This is a genomic window from Streptomyces sp. DF42 (genome assembly GCF_058267695.1).
Genome location: NZ_CM177859.1, coordinates 5,303,155 through 5,317,802, shown reverse-complemented (window position 1 = coordinate 5,317,802; position 14,648 = coordinate 5,303,155). Strand labels below are relative to the sequence as shown.

The following is a 14,648-nucleotide window of genomic DNA, read 5'->3' as shown; positions in this document are numbered from 1 at the left end:
CGGGGAACGCCGCCCCGCGCCGAGAAACACCCCAGCACCGCCCCCTGTCCCGCTTCCGCCCCCTATCCCGCGACCGCCCCACCGCCCAAGTACCGCTCCGCGAAGTCCAGTTCCAGCCGCACCTGCTTGATCCGCTCGTCCACCACCAGCGAACCGTGTCCCGCGTCGTACCGGTACACCTCGTGGGCCGCGTCGCGTGCCTGGAGGCGTTCGACGTAGTTCTCGATCTGGCGGATGGGGCAGCGGGGGTCGTTGACTCCGGCCGAGATGTAGACCGGCACCTTCACCTGGTCGACGTAAGTGAGGGGGGACGAGGCCTCGAAGCGCTCCGGGACCTCCTCAGGGGTGCCGCCGAGCAGCGTGCGGTCCATGGCCTTCAGGGCCTCCATCTCGTCGTGGTACGCCGTGACGTAGTCGGCGACCGGGACCACCGCGATGCCCAGGGTCCACGCGTCCGGCTGGACGCCGAGGCCGAGGAGGGTGAGGTAGCCGCCCCAGGAACCGCCGGTCAGGACGAGCCGCTCGGGATCCGCCAGGCCGGAGCTCACCGCCCACTCACGGACCGCCGCGATGTCCTCCAGCTCGATCAGGCCCACCCGGTGCTTCAGGGCGTCGGTCCAGGCGCGGCCGTAGCCCGTGGAGCCGCGGTAGTTGACGCGGACCACCGCGTACCCGTGGTCGACCCAGGCCGCCGGGCCCGCCGCGAACGCGTCGCTGTCGTGCCAGGTGGGGCCGCCGTGGATGTCGAAGACCGTCGGCAACGGGCCCGTCGCGTCGGCGGGCTTGTGGATCAGGGCGTGGATGCGGCCGCCGGGGCCGTCCACCCACACGTCCTGAACCGGCACCGAGCCCGGGGACTTCAAGCCGGGCGGGTCGAGGACGACCTCGCCCGTCGTCGAGCGGACCGCCGGCGGCTCGGCGGCCGAGGACCAGAGGTACTCCACGCTGCCGTCGGGGCGGGGCGTGGCGCCGGAGACCGAGCCGGGCGGGGTGGGGATCCGGTCCAGGGTGCGGCTCGCCAGGTCGTACCGGAACAGCTCGCTGCGGGCCTCGAAGCCGTGCGCGATGAGCAGGCCCGTGCCGTCCGGGTACCACTCGGCACTCACGTCACCGGGCAGGTCGAGGGCCAGGTCGGTCTCCTCGCCCGTGGCCACGTCCCACACCAGGGGCTCCCAGCGGCCGCGGCGCTGGTGGCCGATGAGCAGGCGGGTGTCGCCGTCGACGGGGGCGAAGCCCAGGACCTCCAGGCCCAGTTCCTCCTTGCCTCCCTCGGTGTCGTCCAGCTCGGCGACCGCCGTGCCGTCGGCCCGCAGGACGCGCAGCGCGGAGTGCATCGCGTCGCCGTGCTCCGTGTGCTCGATCGCGATCAGCGAACCGTCGTGCGAGAGGTCACCGACGCCCGCCGACTCGCGGTGGCGGTAGATCTCCACCGGGTCCTCGCCGGCGCGGGCGAGGTGGATCGTTGTGCCCTCCTCGTCCGTGGAACGGCCGACGATCGCCGTACGGCCGTCCCTGCCGAGGGCCAGGCCCGACGGGTAGGAGGCTTCCAGGCCGGGCACCGCCGGCTCGTCCCGGCCGCCGTCAAAGGGCTGTCTGCGCCAGACGCCGAACTCGTCGCCGTCCTTGTCGTCGAACCACCAGATCCACGCGCCGTCCGGGGTGAGCACGCCGTCCGTCGTCCCGTTGGGCCGGTCGGTCACCTGGCGCTGGCCGCCCGTCGCCCGGTCCCAGGCGTACAGCTCGTACGTCCCGGTCGCGTTCGACACGAACAGGGAGCGCTCGGGCGCGTCCTCCGCCCAGTCCGGCAGCGACACCCGTGGCGCACGGAAGCGCTTCTCCCAGTCCGGCATCTGCTCGTTCCGCTCCGGCGCAGCGGACCCGTTGCTCTCAGTCATGGCCCCATAGTGCCTGCTCGCGGTGACAATGCGCCGACGGGATCCTCAGCCTGTGGATAACTTCTACCGGCCCCTTACCCGTCCCGGTCCCAGGCCGGTTGTCAGTGGCGGGGTGCAGACTTCCCCGCATGACCGATCTGCGCAGGACAGTCGAGAGGTACTGGGCGGCCGCCGAGTCCCGGGACTGGACCGCGTTCGCCGACACCCTGGCCGAGGACGTCGTCCACACCCTGCCGCAGACACGCGAGAAGATCACCGGCAGGCAGAGGTACGTGCAGTTCAACCGGGAGTATCCGGGCGACTGGCATCTGCGGGTCGAACGCATCGTCGCCGAGCCCGGACAGGTGGTCACCTGGGTGCACTTCACGGTCGGACTGGAGGAGACGTACGGAATCTCGTCCTTCTCCGGGGACCGGCGGATCACGTCCATAACCGACTTCCGGCCCGAGCCCTACGAGCCTCCGGCCGGCCGTGACCACCTCACCGAGCGGTTCTGACCCCGCGGCCAGGCCCTGCCCGGCTGCCCCGTACCTTGGTTGGCGTGTACCGGTTTCTGCTGACGCGCCGCTGGTGGGGGATCAACGTCTTCGTGCTGCTCGCCATCCCCTTCTGCATCTTCATGGGGTCGTGGCAGCTGAGCCGGTTCGAGGACCGGGTGCAGGACCACCGTGACGCGACCGAGCAGGTCACGACCGACCGGCACGGGACGGCCCGTCCGCTCGGGGAACTGCTGCCTGTGGACAAGGCGACGTCCGGCAGGCAGGTCACCGCCACCGGACGCTACGGCAAGCAGCTGCTCGTCCCGGGCCGCGAACTCGACGACAGGCGCGGCTACTACGTCCTGACGCTGCTGCGCACCGACGGCGGCAAGGCGCTGCCCGTGGTGCGGGGCTGGCTGCCGGGTTCCGCCGACACCGCCGACGCGCCCGCCGCACCGACCGGTGAGGTCACCGTCACCGGTGCGCTGCAGGCGTCCGAGACACCGGGGGACAACGGGGTGAGTGCCCAGGGCGGGCTGCCGGCCGGTCAGACCGCGGCGATCAGCTCGGCGTCCCTGGTGAACCTCGTGCCGTACGACGTGTACGACGCGTGGGTCACGCTGGACAAGGCCGATGCCGGGATGACGGCCGTGCCGGCGACGGCGCCCGCGGACTCCGGCCTCGACCTGAAGGCCTTCCAGAACCTCGGCTACACCGGCGAGTGGTTCGTCTTCGCCGGGTTCGTGGTGTTCATGTGGTTCCGGTTGCTGCGCCGCGAGGTCGAGTTCGCACGGGACGCGGAGATGGGGCTGGTGACGGAGGAGGAACGGGTCACCGTCTGACGCCGGTCGGCATCACAACGAGTCTCACCTCTGACGCCGCTCGGCATCATCAGGCACCTCCGGAGTGGCCCCTCCGACCGGGAAGGTCACGTCCCCGCCAGCACCCCGGTGTAGTACACCGTCCCCGCGCACGCGTTGGGCACCGTCGCCGACACCGTGGGCGAACCGGCCTCGCTCGTGTGGGACACGGTCACGCTGCCGTCCGCCGTGCCGTCCGCCGTCAGCATCTGGGTGGTCACACCGCTGTCGGTACCGGTGGTGCCGGACGTGGTGCCGGTCTCCTCGGTCGGGCTCGGGCTCGCGCTGGGCCCGCCGTCGCCGCCGCCGTCACCGCTGCCCGTGGTGGGACAGGTCGCCGAGGGCACCCAGGCGAACTTCACCTCGTACGCCGCGCCCGGCTGCAGCTGCAGTCCCGTGACCTCGGTGGAGGGGTCGGGCAGACCTGCCGCGGCGTCTCCGGACACATGGCGCTGCGTGCTGATCTTGGTGGCGTCCGCGGCGCCCTGCGCCAGGGTGCTCACCGACCCGGGGCCGCCCACGGCACAGGCGGTGGTGGAGATGTTGACGACGCGGAAGGTGCCGTAGACCGTGTTCGCGGAGTCGGGGGCGTCGACGGACTGGGTGGGCGAGCCGAGCTGTTCGGCCGTGCACACGGGGACGCCCGCCGCGCTGGTGGCGGCGGGGCCGGTGCCCGCGCTGCTGCCCGGGCCGGTACCGGCGCCCTTGCCCTTGCCGTCGCCCTTCGGGCTGCCCCTGCCGTGGTCCTCGGCCTTGCCGGAGTCGCCCCCGGCGGTGCTCTCACTGCCGTCCGCGTCTTTTCCCTGCCCTGCGCCGCCCTGCACCTGTGAGGCCTGGCCGGCGACGGACGGGTTGACGTCGGAGCCGGTGGCGTTCGAGACGTGCAGCAGGGCCGGGACGGCGGTGCCGATGAACAGGGCGGCGGCCGCCATGCCGACGACGGCCTGCCGCTTGCGGGCGCGTCGTGCGGGTACGGCCCGCCGCAGGTGGTCGAGCGTGCCGTCGCGCGGCTCCACCGTCTGCACCGCCTGGTGCAGCATCCTGCGCAGAGCCAGCTCGTCCGAGTCGAGCCCGTCGGCGGGGCTCTGGTCGTCGGGGCCGTGGTTCACAGTTCCGTTCCCAGCGTGCGTTGTCCTGTGGTCCTGCTCGTGCCGTCGCGTCGGTTCATGCCATGCGAAGGGCTCATGACGCTCGTGGGAGTCACGTCCCGCGCCGTCCTTGTTCATGCCGATGCCTCCATCGCGAGACGGAGGGCCGCGATGCCGCGGGAGCCGTACGCCTTCACCGAGCCCAGCGATATCCCGAGCGTCTCGGCGACCTGCGCCTCGGTCATGTCCGCGAAGTACCGCAGGACCAGGACCTCGCGCTGGCGGCGCTGCAGTCCCTTCATCGCGTTGATCAGGGAGTCGCGCTCCAGCAGGTCGTACGCGCCCTCCTCGGCGCTCGCCATGTCGGGCATCGGCTTGGAGAGGAGCTTGAGGCCGAGGATGCGGCGGCGCAAGGCGGAGCGGGAAAGATTGACGACGGTCTGACGCAGGTACGCGAGCGTCTTCTCCGGGTCGCGGACGCGTTTGCGTGCCGAGTGCACGCGGATGAAGGCCTCCTGGACGACGTCCTCGCAGGAGGCGGTGTCGTCGAGCAGGAGGGCCGCGAGACCCAGCAGGGAGCGGTAGTGCGCCCGATAGGTCTCGGTGAGGTGGTCGACGGTGGTGCCGGCCGCCGCGGAGTCATCGGCGCACTCGGCGCCGTCGCGCTGATTGGGTATGCGGGTCGGCCGCGCTGCAGGCATGGGCGCGATCACCGGCATGCCGCCGCCGGGCGCGCCGGACAAGCGGGGTCGGAGGGACGCCCGGGGAGGCCGTAGGGCCGTACCGCGGGTCGCCGCACTGAAGTCGAGAACCTCTGCCACGCCAGTTGGACACGCTTCCCCCCGTCAGGGTTGTACGTGCCGAGCGTCACTTTTGCGTCATGTGCCGCAGTCGGCCGTCTGGTGTCAGGCAGCACAACCGACCGTGCGTCGAACGCCCTCATGCTTACCCGCTCTTCCCCTGTGTCCCGAATGTCCGAGGCGTCCCCACGCCTCGCAGCGCATCCCCACACCCCGAAGGGCGTTCGCAAAGACGCTCCCCGCCCTCCGCGCGGTTGCGGAGGGCGGGGAGGAAAATCTTCGGATGCCGAGGGGGTCCAGGGCAAGTGGTACGGACCATTACCCGGACCACGCGCAGTCCACAGATCCTATAAACCAAACCGGGCACAGCCAGGGCTTTTCCGGCGGTAACCGCTTGCCCGTGGACATGTTGCGCTCGACACGGCACGTCATGGGAGCGCAAACATCGTCACACTCCGTCACACGGGCCGGCGGAATTCCGCCGCCACCAGCTCCGCGATCTGTGCGGTGTTCAGGGCCGCGCCCTTGCGCAGGTTGTCGCCGCAGACGAAGAGTTCGAGGGCCGTCGGGTCGTCCAGCGCCCGCCGCACCCGGCCCACCCAGGTCGGGTCGGTGCCCACGACGTCGGCGGGCGTGGGGAACTCTCCGGCGCCCGGGTCGTCGAAGAGGACTACGCCCGGGGCGGTGGCGAGGATCTCGCGGGCCCCGTCGACGGTGACCTCGCCCTGGAAGCGGGCGTGGACGGTGAGGGAGTGCGTGGTGACCACCGGCACCCGTACGCAGGTCACGGCCACGGGCAGGGTGGGAAGGCCGAGGATCTTGCGGGTCTCGTCCCGCACCTTCATCTCCTCCGAGGACCAGCCGTCCTCGCGCAGCGACCCGGCCCACGGCACGACGTTCAGCGCGACCGGCTCGGGGAACGGGCCGGTGTTGTCGCCCACGGCCCGCCGCACGTCACCGGGACTGGTTCCCAGTTCCGTGCCGGCGACGAGCGCCAGCTGCTGACGCAGCGTGTCGACACCGGCGCGTCCCGCCCCGCTCACGGCCTGGTACGAGGAGACGACCAGCTCGCGCAGCCCGAACTCGGCGTGCAGCGCACCCAGGGCGACGATCATGGACAGCGTCGTGCAGTTCGGGTTGGCGATGATCCCGCGGGGCCGCACGCGCGCCTTGTGCGGGTTGACCTCGGGCACCACGAGGGGCACCTCGGGATCCATCCGGAAGGCGCCCGAGTTGTCCACCACGACCGCGCCCTTGGCCGCGGCGATCGGCGCCCAGTGCTCGGCCACCTCGTCGGGTACGTCGAACATGGCGACGTCGACCCCGTCGAAGGCCTCCTCCGTCAGGGCCACCACCTCGACCTGCTGGCCGCGCACGGCCAGCTTGCGGCCGGCCGAGCGCGGCGAGGCGATCAGCCGGATCTCGCCCCAGATGTCCGCGTGCTGGGACAGGATCTGGAGCATGACCGTGCCGACGGCACCGGTCGCACCCACGACCGCGAGCGTCGGCCGGACCGACCCTGTCCCGGCCATCAGCGGCCTGTGCCCCCGTAGACGACCGCTTCGGCGGTGTCGGAGTCGAGGCCGAAGGCGGAGTGGACGGCGCGCACGGCCTCCGGCACGTCGTCGGCGCGGGTGACGACCGAGATACGGATCTCGGAGGTCGAGATCAGCTCGATGTTGACCCCGGCGTCGCTGAGCGCCTCGAAGAAGGAGGCCGTGACACCCGGGTTGGTCTTCATGCCGGCGCCGACGAGCGAGATCTTGCCGATCTGGTCGTCGTAGCGCAGCGAGTCGAAGCCGATGGCCGTCTTCGCCCGCTCCAGCGCGTCGATGGCCTTGCGGCCCTCGGTCTTGGGGAGGGTGAAGGAGATGTCCGTCAGCCCGGTGGAGGCGGCGGACACGTTCTGCACGACCATGTCGATGTTGATCTCGGCGTCCGCGATGGCGCGGAAGATCGACGCGGCCTCGCCCGGCTTGTCGGGGACACCGACGACCGTGACCTTGGCCTCGGAGGTGTCGTGCGCGACACCCGAGATGATGGCCTGCTCCACCTTCTTGTCCCCTTGCTCGATCGGCTCACTGCTGACCCACGTGCCCTGCAGCCCACTGAAGGACGAGCGGACGTGGATCGGGATGTTGTAGCGGCGGGCGTACTCCACACAGCGGTGGAGCAGCACCTTGGAGCCGGACGCGGCCAGCTCCAGCATGTCCTCGAAGGCGATCCAGTCGATCTTCTGCGCCTTCTTCACCACACGCGGGTCGGCGGTGAACACGCCGTCGACGTCGGTGTAGATCTCGCACACCTCGGCGTCGAGGGCGGCGGCCAGCGCGACGGCGGTCGTGTCGGAACCACCGCGACCGAGGGTCGTGATGTCCTTCTTGTCCTGGCTGACGCCCTGGAAGCCGGCGACGATGGCGATGTTGCCCTCGTCCACCGAGTCACGGATCCGGCCGGGCGTGACGTCGATGATCCGGGCTTTGTTGTGGACCGAGTCGGTGATGACGCCTGCCTGACTGCCGGTGAAGCTCTGGGCCTCGTGACCCAGGTTTTTGATCGCCATGGCCAGCAGTGCCATGGAGATACGCTCTCCGGCGGTCAGCAGCATGTCGAACTCACGCCCGGCCGGCATCGGGGATACCTGCTCGGCGAGATCGATCAGCTCGTCCGTCGTGTCGCCCATCGCGGAAACGACGACGACCACCTGGTGGCCGTTCTTCTTCGCTTCCACGATTCGCTTGGCGACGCGCTTGATGCCTTCGGCATCGGCTACGGAGGAGCCTCCGTACTTCTGCACGACAAGGCCCACGTGCGCTCCTCGCTCGTCCGTCTCTTACCGCAGATACACATGCACTGCGGTCGGCTCAGTCTATCGAGCGCCCGAAATCGACCTTCGTGAAACCACATGGTGAGATCCGGCGCTCCAGCACGGTCCCTGCCCGCCTGGCACGTGAACACTCCGCAAAGTGGGCCAGGTCACCCGTTGACGCTTCAGTAGCCGGCCGCTGACTTCGCGCCGTCTTCGCCACACCAGGAGCACACGGCTCCATCGGGACCAGCGACGCGCGAAGGATTCTCCTTCCTTGCCCATGGCGCTGGTGTCACTGATCCAGCATCCGCAGCTGCAGGAGGAACTGGTCGCGGACCCCGGGAAGATCCCCGCGGCCGTCGACGAGCTGCTGCGCGTCAACCTCTCCATCGGCGACGGGCTGCCGCGCCTCGGCACCGAGGACGTACGCCTCGGCGAGGTGGACGTCCGTAAGGGCCAGCTGGTCCTCGTCCTGGTCGAGGGCGACTTCGACCCGTCCGCCTTCCCCGACCCGCTCGCGATCGACCTCGCCCGCGCCAACAGCACGGCCCACCTCTCCTTCGGCGGCGGCCGCCACTACTGCCCCGCCACCGCACTCGGCCGCAAGCACGCCGAAGTCGCCCTGGAGACGCTGCTGGAGCGGATGCCGCGGCTCCGGCCGGCGGTGCCGATCGAGCAACTGGTCTGGCGGACGGGGTACATGAAGCGGATTCCGGAGCGGCTGCCCGCCATGTGGTAGCCGCACCCCCCGGCTCGGCGGCCGGTCGTCCTTACATTTCAAGCATTAGTGTTCGCCTGTGCGCGTACTTCTGGTGGAAGACGATGAGCCGGTCGCCGAGTCCCTTCGCCGCGGGCTCGTCCGATACGGCTTCGAGGTGGAGTGGGTCACCACGGGCGGCGCGGCGCTGAGCCATCAGGGCCCGTACGACGTCGTACTCCTCGATCTCGGTCTGCCCGACACCGACGGACTGGACGTGTGCAAGGCGCTGCGCGAGCGCAGTGATGTGCCGATCATCGTGATCAGCGCGCGCAGCGACGAGACGGACCGGGTGGTCGGGCTGGAACTCGGCGCGGACGACTACGTGTCCAAGCCGTTCGGCGTGCGGGAGGTCATCGCCCGGATAAGGGCGGTGCTGCGACGCGTGCAGGCCCGTACGTCGGAGGAGGCCGCGGGCGGTCCGGACCGGTACGGGTCCCGGCTGACGATCGACCGCAAGGCGGCCCGGGTGCACGTGACCGGCGAGGAGGTCTCCCTCGCACCCAAGGAGTACGACCTGCTGGCCTTCCTCACCGAGGAACCGGGCGCGCTGATGTCCCGGGAGCAGATCATGGAAGCGGTCTGGGACGCGAACTGGTTCGGGCCGACCAAGACGCTCGATGTCCATGTGGCGGCGCTGCGGCGGAAGTTCACGGGGATCATCACCATCGAGGCGGTGCGTGGGGTCGGCTTCCGGCTGGAGATCGTCAAGGACGCCGAGCCGTCATGAACCGGCAGCTCATCCGCAGTTACATCCTGCTCGTCGCCGTCGCCATCCTGCTGTTCACCGTGCCGGTGGCGTTCACGCTCACCAAGCAGTTGCGGGACGACACCGAGGCGTCCGTCAAGCGCGAGGCGACCACCATGGCGCTGCTGCTGGGCAACGGTGACGAGGCGTCGTGCCGGGCCCTGACGACGATGGCCAGGGCGTACGCGGAGGAGACCCATGACGAGGTCCAGGTCACGGCCACCGCCCGGTGCGCGGCGGCCGTCTCGCGTCCCGCGGGGGACGCGGCCCTGACCAGAGCCCTGGAGAAGGGGCAGTCGAGCACCGACTGGGGCTCTGACTTCATCTGGGGCCGCAACCTGGTGATCACGGTGCCCGCGAGGGACGGCAGCCGGGTCGTCGGCGCCGTACGGATCGTGTACTCGACGTCCGGTCTCACCCACAGGCTGTGGACGATCTGGGGCTTCCGGGCGGGGCTCGCGGTGGCGGTGCTCGGGGTGGCGGCGCTGATCGGCGCGGTCGCGGCCCGCCGGATCACCGCCCCGCTGCGCGAACTCAATGACATGGCCAGCAAGTTCAGCGACGGCGACCTCACCGCCCGCTCCCCGGTGACGGGCCCGCCGGAGACCCAGACCCTGGCCCGCACCCTGAACCAGGGCGCCGAACGCCTGGACACACTGGTCGCCTCACAGCGGATCTTCGTGGCGGACGCCTCGCACCAGCTCCGTACGCCCCTCACGGCCCTGCGCCTGTCGCTGGACAACATCGCGGACGGCGTGGACGACGAGTTCGTACGGGAGGACGTGGAGCAGGCGACCGCCGAGGTGGTCCGGATGAGCCGGCTGGTCAACGGCCTGCTGGTGCTGGCGAGGGCGGAGGCGAAGGTGACCGCGGCCGAACCCCTGCCCCTGACGGACATCGTGGAGGAACGGCTGTCGGTGTGGAGACCGGCCGCCGACGAGCGCGGAGTCACCATCGCGCTCAGGGGGAGTGGTGCCGACGGCCGGCCGTCTGTGCTGGCCAGCCCCGGTCATCTGGACCAGGTGCTGGACAACGTGCTCTCGAATGCGCTGGAGGTCTCGCCGGACGGCTCCACGATCACCGTCCGGGTCGAAGCGAAGGGCGCGGGAGTGGTGCTCTCCGTCCTCGACCAGGGGCCCGGCATGACCGACGCGGAGAAGTCCCGCGCCTTCGACCGCTTCTGGCGCGGCCAGGGCCTGACCGGGCGCTCCGGTTCGGGCCTCGGCCTCGCCGTCGTCAAGCAGCTGGTGACCGACGACGGCGGGACCGTGGCCCTGCGGGACGCGCCCGGGGGCGGGCTGTGCGTGGAGATCCGCCTACGGGCAGCCGCACAGCGGACCGGCGGCTGAGATCACTTCTTCTCGGGCATCCCCGAGGAGTGGTGGTTGACGATCTTCCACTTGCCGTCGATCTTCTCGTACATGTACGTGTACCGGGCCTCGACGACGCGCTTCTTGCCGGTGTCGTGGTCGGTGAGGGTGAATTCGTAGACGCCGGTGTCGATCGCGGAGCTGTCGTCCAGGACGTTGACGATCGTCTTGACCTTCTTGCCGACCGGCTTGTTCTCCAGGAAGTGGTCGAAGTAGTCGACGATCCCGGCGTGGGTGGTGCGGACCTCGTTGGACACGGTGGGCAGGAGCACCGCGTCCTTCGCGTAGAGGCTCGCGACCTTCTTCGAGTCACCGGTCTGCAGCGTCTTGTTCCAGGTGTCGAACAGGCCGGCGATCTGTGCCTTGGCCGGCTCGGCGTGCTTGGCGGTGGTCTTGTGCCCGGCGGTGGCAGCGACGGTACCGATCGTGCCGAGGGCGACGACGGCCGTGGCGGTGACGATGGCTGCGCGCTTGGTCATGGAACGACGGGTCATCGCTGGCTCCAGTTTCGGTGCGGTTCCGGCTCATTCACCTCCCTGCTGGGGAAGTGACTCCAGACTCGCTTCTCACTGGTTAGGGCCCGTGCAGCGGTCGTACAGCGCAGATCCAGGACCCATCCAACTCACGTGGAGTGACCACTTGATCACGACCAACGTACTGCTGGCGGGCATCGTGTTGCTCGGGTCCTCCGTGCAGTGGCTGACCGGTATGGGGTTCGCGCTGGTCGCCGTGCCCGCGCTGGTGCTGCTGCTCGGGCCGGCCGAGGGTGTCGTGCTCGCCAACTGCGCGGCGGGGGCCATCAGCGTCGTGGGCCTGGCCGGCGGCTGGCGCCGCGTGCGGCCGGGCGCGATGCTCCCGCTGTGCGCGGCGGCGGCCTGCACGGTGCCGGCCGGGTCCTGCCTGACCCGTCAACTCCCCGAGCCCGCACTTCTGTTGGTGATGGGCGGCCTGGTGACCGTCGCCGTTCTGCTGGTCATGCGCGGCGCCCGGGTGCCCGCCCTGCGCGGCACGAAGGGAGCCGTCGCGGCGGGCGCGGTGGGCGGGTTCATGAACTCGGCGGCGGGCGTGGGCGGCCCGCCCGTCTCCCTGTACGCCGTCAACGCGGGCTGGACGGTACGGGAGTTCGTGCCGAACGCCCAGTTCTACGGCGTGATCGTGAACGCGTTCTCGGTAGCGGCGAACGGGGTGCCGGAGCTGACCGGGGCCCGCTGGGGGTGGGTTGTTGCCGCGATGGCGGTGGGAGCGCTGATCGGCCGGGGGCTCGCCTCGCGGATACCCGAGAGGCGAGCCCGCCTGCTGGTGTTGCTGCTTGCCCTGGCGGGCGGGGCCACGGCGGTGACGAAAGGGGTCTGGGGGCTGTGAGGCGTGACTTCACAGCCCCTGGTCGCTCAGTCCACGAACTCCTTGAGGGGCTCGGTGTCGAGGGTGAGGTTCACCGGTTCCGGAAGCTTGACGGTCGCGCCGAACGGCAGTCTCTCCTCGTGCCGGTAACGGCCGTCCTCCGGGTGGTTGAACACGACGACCGAGCAGTCGTCGCGGTCGATGAGGAGGTGGACGGGGATACCGGCGGCGGCGTATCCGTCGGGCTTCTCCACCCGCGTGTACCAGTCCGTGTCCGGATCACCCGTCGTGACCTCGACCGCCATGAGCACCCCGGCGGGATCACTCCAGTCACCGTGTCCGGCGAAATGCCGCGCGGGCGCGAGCACGCCGTCAGCGCGAACGCGGCCCGTACCGTCGGCTTCCGTACACAGACCCCGATAGCCGTAGAGCCATGGGCCACGCGCCGGCCCCGCCCACAGCCTCTGCAACCAGGCGACGATCTCGCTCCGGTTGCCGTCCGGCCCGCGCTTCACCGCCAGCCGTCCTCCGATGAACTCCAGCCACACCGTTTCCGGGGCCCGGCGAGCGAGTTCCTCGAAGTCCTCGACCGGCATCTGGGGGCGGCGGCGCCCGGTTGGAGTCTCTGGGCGCGCGCAGGTCACCGCCACCACCTCACTCACGGCCGCTCGACGCGGATGCGCCTGCGGTTCGCGCACTCGACCAGGGCGCGGATGTCGCCCAGGTCGTCCGTGAGGATCGGTGCTTCGCCGTAGGCGATGGACGCGAGAACGACACTGGCGTCGATGACGTCGGCCGTCTTGTTCTCCTGGCAGAGCATCGCGGCCGCCTTCGCCAGGGTCTCGGTGAACGGCAGCACCTCGCAACCACGGAGCACACGATGCAGCCTGGTCGCCTGTGGGCGCGCGTCCCAGCCCTGCGCGAGAACTCCCGCCGGGACGATCGGGACCCTTCCCCTGTCGACCATCCCGAAGTGCCGACGCAGGAACCGCTGGTCGTTCTTGACGGCAGCGATCAGGGCCCCGGTGTCATAGACGACGTGGCTCATGCGCTTCGGCGCTCCCCTCGCGTCTCACCGAAGAGGTCGTCGATCCACGCATCGACTTCCTCCATTTCCTCACGCGTCGGCCACCCGTGCTCGTCGAAGTGCTCCTCCATCGCCCGTCGCCCTTCACGAAGGATGCGGCGCTTGTCGAGGTACTGCTCCAGTGCCCGGCTGACCACCGCCGAGATCTGCTCGTCCTCGGCCTCCGCGTACTGCCGCAGTGCCTCGCCGAGGTCGGCGTTGAGACTCACGCTGAACTTCACCTTCTCTGCCATATTACGAATGTAATCCGCGAACTCCTGCGGGGCCACCGGCACGCGGAGGTGCGCGTGCCTGCACATACGTCGTCGCCGTCACCAGTTCCATCGCCTCGGCGGCAGCCCGTTCGCGATGCGGTCTCGGTTGTCCCGGTAGTGGTAGAAGACGAGGTCCTCGATCGGTACCGGGCGGAACGTGTCCGGCACCGGGCCACCCGTCTTGCGCTCCAGCTTCTCCTTGAGGAGACGGGCGGTCGTGACACCGGCGTAGGCAACCTCCTCGATCTCCTCGGTGAGGCTCTTCGCCGGCTTCTCGTCGCTCACCGCCTCCTCCGCGAACCCTTTGCGGCAGTCCTCGCAGATCCCCCGGTCGATCTTCACCGTGCGCTCGTCCTGGTCACAGGTGGCGCAGGCCATGATCACGCGGGTGACGCGGCCACGCAGGGGACGGGCCGGTGTGGTGTCGGTACGTGAATCGGTCTTCTGCGGGGGCATCTTCGCCTCCAGTCGTTTGCGGGCGAATCCGCCCGGGTTGGTGACAGCGGACGGGAGCCCTTCAGTGAGGGCTCGGGTGATGTCGTTCGGAGTCGCACCGCGGGCCAGCCATTCCGCGGCGAGGGATTCGAGAGAACGGCGGTCGGCCTCGGAGAGATACATGCGGGTGTCGGCCGCGCGGAGTCCGGTGAGGGTGCGGTACGCGACGCTGGGTTGCGGCGGCTCCGGCACGTCCACCGCGGTTTCCTGGCTCGGCTCTACGGCGGCTCGCGCCTCGCCCTCGACGCGGGCCAGGCCCAGGCGGAAGTCCGTCACGTCCTTGCCGCCACGCTGCCGCGCGAAGTCCGCCCACCACTCCGGTGACCTGGGCGTACGCGACCAGTACGTCCGCGTGACCCACCGCATCGAGTTGTCCTCGACGGTGATGTGCTCCTTGATCCAGCGCAGATGGCCGGCCTCGGTGAGGCGGTTCAGGGACGTGCGCGTGGCCTGCTGGCCGTAGCGGGGATGTTCCGCGGCGATCGCCTTGTGGCCCATCGCGTGGCCGTCGTCGAGGTGGTCGATGAAGACGGCGAACTCGCGGTCACGGGGGCTCAGATGTGCGAAGTCCGCGTCGGCGTGCGGGTCTTCGTCACCTACGGCGCGTTTTCCGTAGCCCGTTTTGGCCATGGGGTGGGACGGGGACGGCAGGGCAGGACTAGGCT

At 70.1% G+C, this 14,648-nt stretch carries 16 protein-coding genes; 6 read left to right on the top strand and 10 right to left on the bottom strand.

Going from position 1 to position 14,648, the window contains the following annotated elements:
* Window positions 1-62: 62 nt before the first annotated feature.
* Window positions 63-1,895 carry a S9 family peptidase gene (locus ACYUED_RS24385; RefSeq protein ID WP_491284996.1) on the bottom strand — a complete coding sequence of 611 codons (1,833 nt, stop codon included), beginning with the start codon at window positions 1,893-1,895 and terminating at the stop codon, window positions 63-65.
* 128 nt (window positions 1,896-2,023) lie between these two features.
* On the opposite strand from ACYUED_RS24385, the gene ACYUED_RS24380 reads away from it, so the two are divergent.
* Window positions 2,024-2,392: a nuclear transport factor 2 family protein gene (locus ACYUED_RS24380; protein WP_491284994.1), complete on the top strand. Its 369-nt coding sequence runs from the start codon at window positions 2,024-2,026 to the stop codon at window positions 2,390-2,392.
* 44 nt (window positions 2,393-2,436) lie between these two features.
* Entirely contained in the window at window positions 2,437-3,216 is a 780-nt protein-coding gene (locus ACYUED_RS24375) for an SURF1 family protein (protein ID WP_491284992.1), read from the top strand.
* 86 nt (window positions 3,217-3,302) lie between these two features.
* On the opposite strand, the gene ACYUED_RS24370 is transcribed toward ACYUED_RS24375, so the two are convergent.
* The 4 genes from ACYUED_RS24370 to ACYUED_RS24355 form a co-directional block, all read right to left on the bottom strand.
* Window positions 3,303-4,343 carry a hypothetical protein gene (locus tag ACYUED_RS24370; RefSeq protein ID WP_491284990.1) on the bottom strand — a complete coding sequence of 347 codons (1,041 nt, stop codon included), beginning with the start codon at window positions 4,341-4,343 and terminating at the stop codon, window positions 3,303-3,305.
* A 113-nt stretch (window positions 4,344-4,456) separates the two neighbouring features.
* On the bottom strand, window positions 4,457-5,143 hold the full coding sequence (locus tag ACYUED_RS24365) for a SigE family RNA polymerase sigma factor (protein WP_491284988.1): 687 nt from the start codon (window positions 5,141-5,143) through the stop codon (window positions 4,457-4,459).
* 437 nt (window positions 5,144-5,580) lie between these two features.
* Window positions 5,581-6,654 carry an aspartate-semialdehyde dehydrogenase gene (locus ACYUED_RS24360; RefSeq protein WP_491284986.1) on the bottom strand — a complete coding sequence of 358 codons (1,074 nt, stop codon included), beginning with the start codon at window positions 6,652-6,654 and terminating at the stop codon, window positions 5,581-5,583.
* Entirely contained in the window at window positions 6,654-7,931 is a 1,278-nt protein-coding gene (locus ACYUED_RS24355; protein ID WP_266682726.1) for an aspartate kinase, read from the bottom strand. The genes ACYUED_RS24360 and ACYUED_RS24355 overlap by 1 nt, the downstream gene beginning before the upstream one ends.
* 280 nt (window positions 7,932-8,211) lie before the next feature.
* Between ACYUED_RS24355 and ACYUED_RS24350 the strand changes: the two genes are divergently transcribed.
* The 3 genes from ACYUED_RS24350 to ACYUED_RS24340 are packed head-to-tail and all read left to right on the top strand — an operon-like array spanning window position 8,212 to window position 10,785.
* Window positions 8,212-8,670 (top strand): cytochrome P450, encoded by a 459-nt coding sequence (locus ACYUED_RS24350; RefSeq protein ID WP_491294404.1) that lies wholly within the window; start codon window positions 8,212-8,214, stop codon window positions 8,668-8,670.
* Between the two features lie 58 nt (window positions 8,671-8,728).
* Window positions 8,729-9,418, top strand: coding sequence for a response regulator transcription factor (locus ACYUED_RS24345; protein ID WP_491284983.1), 690 nt, complete (start codon window positions 8,729-8,731; stop codon window positions 9,416-9,418).
* On the top strand, window positions 9,415-10,785 hold the full coding sequence (locus tag ACYUED_RS24340; RefSeq protein ID WP_491284981.1) for a sensor histidine kinase: 1,371 nt from the start codon (window positions 9,415-9,417) through the stop codon (window positions 10,783-10,785). Before ACYUED_RS24345 ends, ACYUED_RS24340 begins: the two co-directional genes overlap by 4 nt.
* 2 nt (window positions 10,786-10,787) lie before the next feature.
* On the opposite strand, the gene ACYUED_RS24335 is transcribed toward ACYUED_RS24340, so the two are convergent.
* Entirely contained in the window at window positions 10,788-11,300 is a 513-nt protein-coding gene (locus ACYUED_RS24335; RefSeq protein WP_491284979.1) for an SgcJ/EcaC family oxidoreductase, read from the bottom strand.
* Between the two features lie 148 nt (window positions 11,301-11,448).
* Here ACYUED_RS24335 and ACYUED_RS24330 point away from each other — a divergent pair, with 148 nt between their 5' ends.
* The gene (locus tag ACYUED_RS24330) at window positions 11,449-12,168 is read left to right on the top strand and encodes a TSUP family transporter (RefSeq protein ID WP_491294403.1); all 720 of its coding nucleotides are present in this window, start codon (window positions 11,449-11,451) and stop codon (window positions 12,166-12,168) included.
* Between the two features lie 26 nt (window positions 12,169-12,194).
* Here the strand turns inward: ACYUED_RS24330 and ACYUED_RS24325 are convergent, their stop codons facing one another.
* The 4 genes from ACYUED_RS24325 to ACYUED_RS24310 all read right to left on the bottom strand — a co-directional run bounded on the left by ACYUED_RS24325 (window position 12,195) and on the right by ACYUED_RS24310 (window position 14,613).
* A complete protein-coding gene (locus ACYUED_RS24325) occupies window positions 12,195-12,743 on the bottom strand; it encodes a Uma2 family endonuclease (protein ID WP_491284977.1) in 549 nt (182 codons plus the stop codon).
* Between the two features lie 62 nt (window positions 12,744-12,805).
* Entirely contained in the window at window positions 12,806-13,195 is a 390-nt protein-coding gene (locus ACYUED_RS24320) for a PIN domain-containing protein (protein WP_491284975.1), read from the bottom strand.
* Entirely contained in the window at window positions 13,192-13,467 is a 276-nt protein-coding gene (locus ACYUED_RS24315) for a hypothetical protein (RefSeq protein ID WP_491284973.1), read from the bottom strand. Before ACYUED_RS24315 ends, ACYUED_RS24320 begins: the two co-directional genes overlap by 4 nt.
* Before the next feature lie 78 nt (window positions 13,468-13,545).
* Window positions 13,546-14,613 carry a hypothetical protein gene (locus tag ACYUED_RS24310; RefSeq protein WP_491284971.1) on the bottom strand — a complete coding sequence of 356 codons (1,068 nt, stop codon included), beginning with the start codon at window positions 14,611-14,613 and terminating at the stop codon, window positions 13,546-13,548.
* Window positions 14,614-14,648 lie beyond the last annotated feature (35 nt).

Bases quoted from the DNA above. Each gene is read 5' to 3' on its own strand.
- ACYUED_RS24385 (WP_491284996.1), bottom strand. From the start codon at position 1,895: ATGACTGAGAGCAACGGGTCCGCTGCGCCGGAGCGGAACGAGCAGATG.
- ACYUED_RS24380 (WP_491284994.1), top strand. From the start codon at position 2,024: ATGACCGATCTGCGCAGGACAGTCGAGAGGTACTGGGCGGCCGCCGAG.
- ACYUED_RS24360 (WP_491284986.1), bottom strand. From the start codon at position 6,654: ATGGCCGGGACAGGGTCGGTCCGGCCGACGCTCGCGGTCGTGGGTGCG.
- ACYUED_RS24350 (WP_491294404.1), top strand. From the start codon at position 8,212: ATGGCGCTGGTGTCACTGATCCAGCATCCGCAGCTGCAGGAGGAACTG.
- ACYUED_RS24340 (WP_491284981.1), top strand. From the start codon at position 9,415: ATGAACCGGCAGCTCATCCGCAGTTACATCCTGCTCGTCGCCGTCGCC.
- ACYUED_RS24335 (WP_491284979.1), bottom strand. From the start codon at position 11,300: ATGACCCGTCGTTCCATGACCAAGCGCGCAGCCATCGTCACCGCCACG.
- ACYUED_RS24325 (WP_491284977.1), bottom strand. From the start codon at position 12,743: ATGCCGGTCGAGGACTTCGAGGAACTCGCTCGCCGGGCCCCGGAAACG.
- ACYUED_RS24320 (WP_491284975.1), bottom strand. From the start codon at position 13,195: ATGAGCCACGTCGTCTATGACACCGGGGCCCTGATCGCTGCCGTCAAG.
- ACYUED_RS24315 (WP_491284973.1), bottom strand. From the start codon at position 13,467: ATGGCAGAGAAGGTGAAGTTCAGCGTGAGTCTCAACGCCGACCTCGGC.
- ACYUED_RS24310 (WP_491284971.1), bottom strand. From the start codon at position 14,613: ATGGCCAAAACGGGCTACGGAAAACGCGCCGTAGGTGACGAAGACCCG.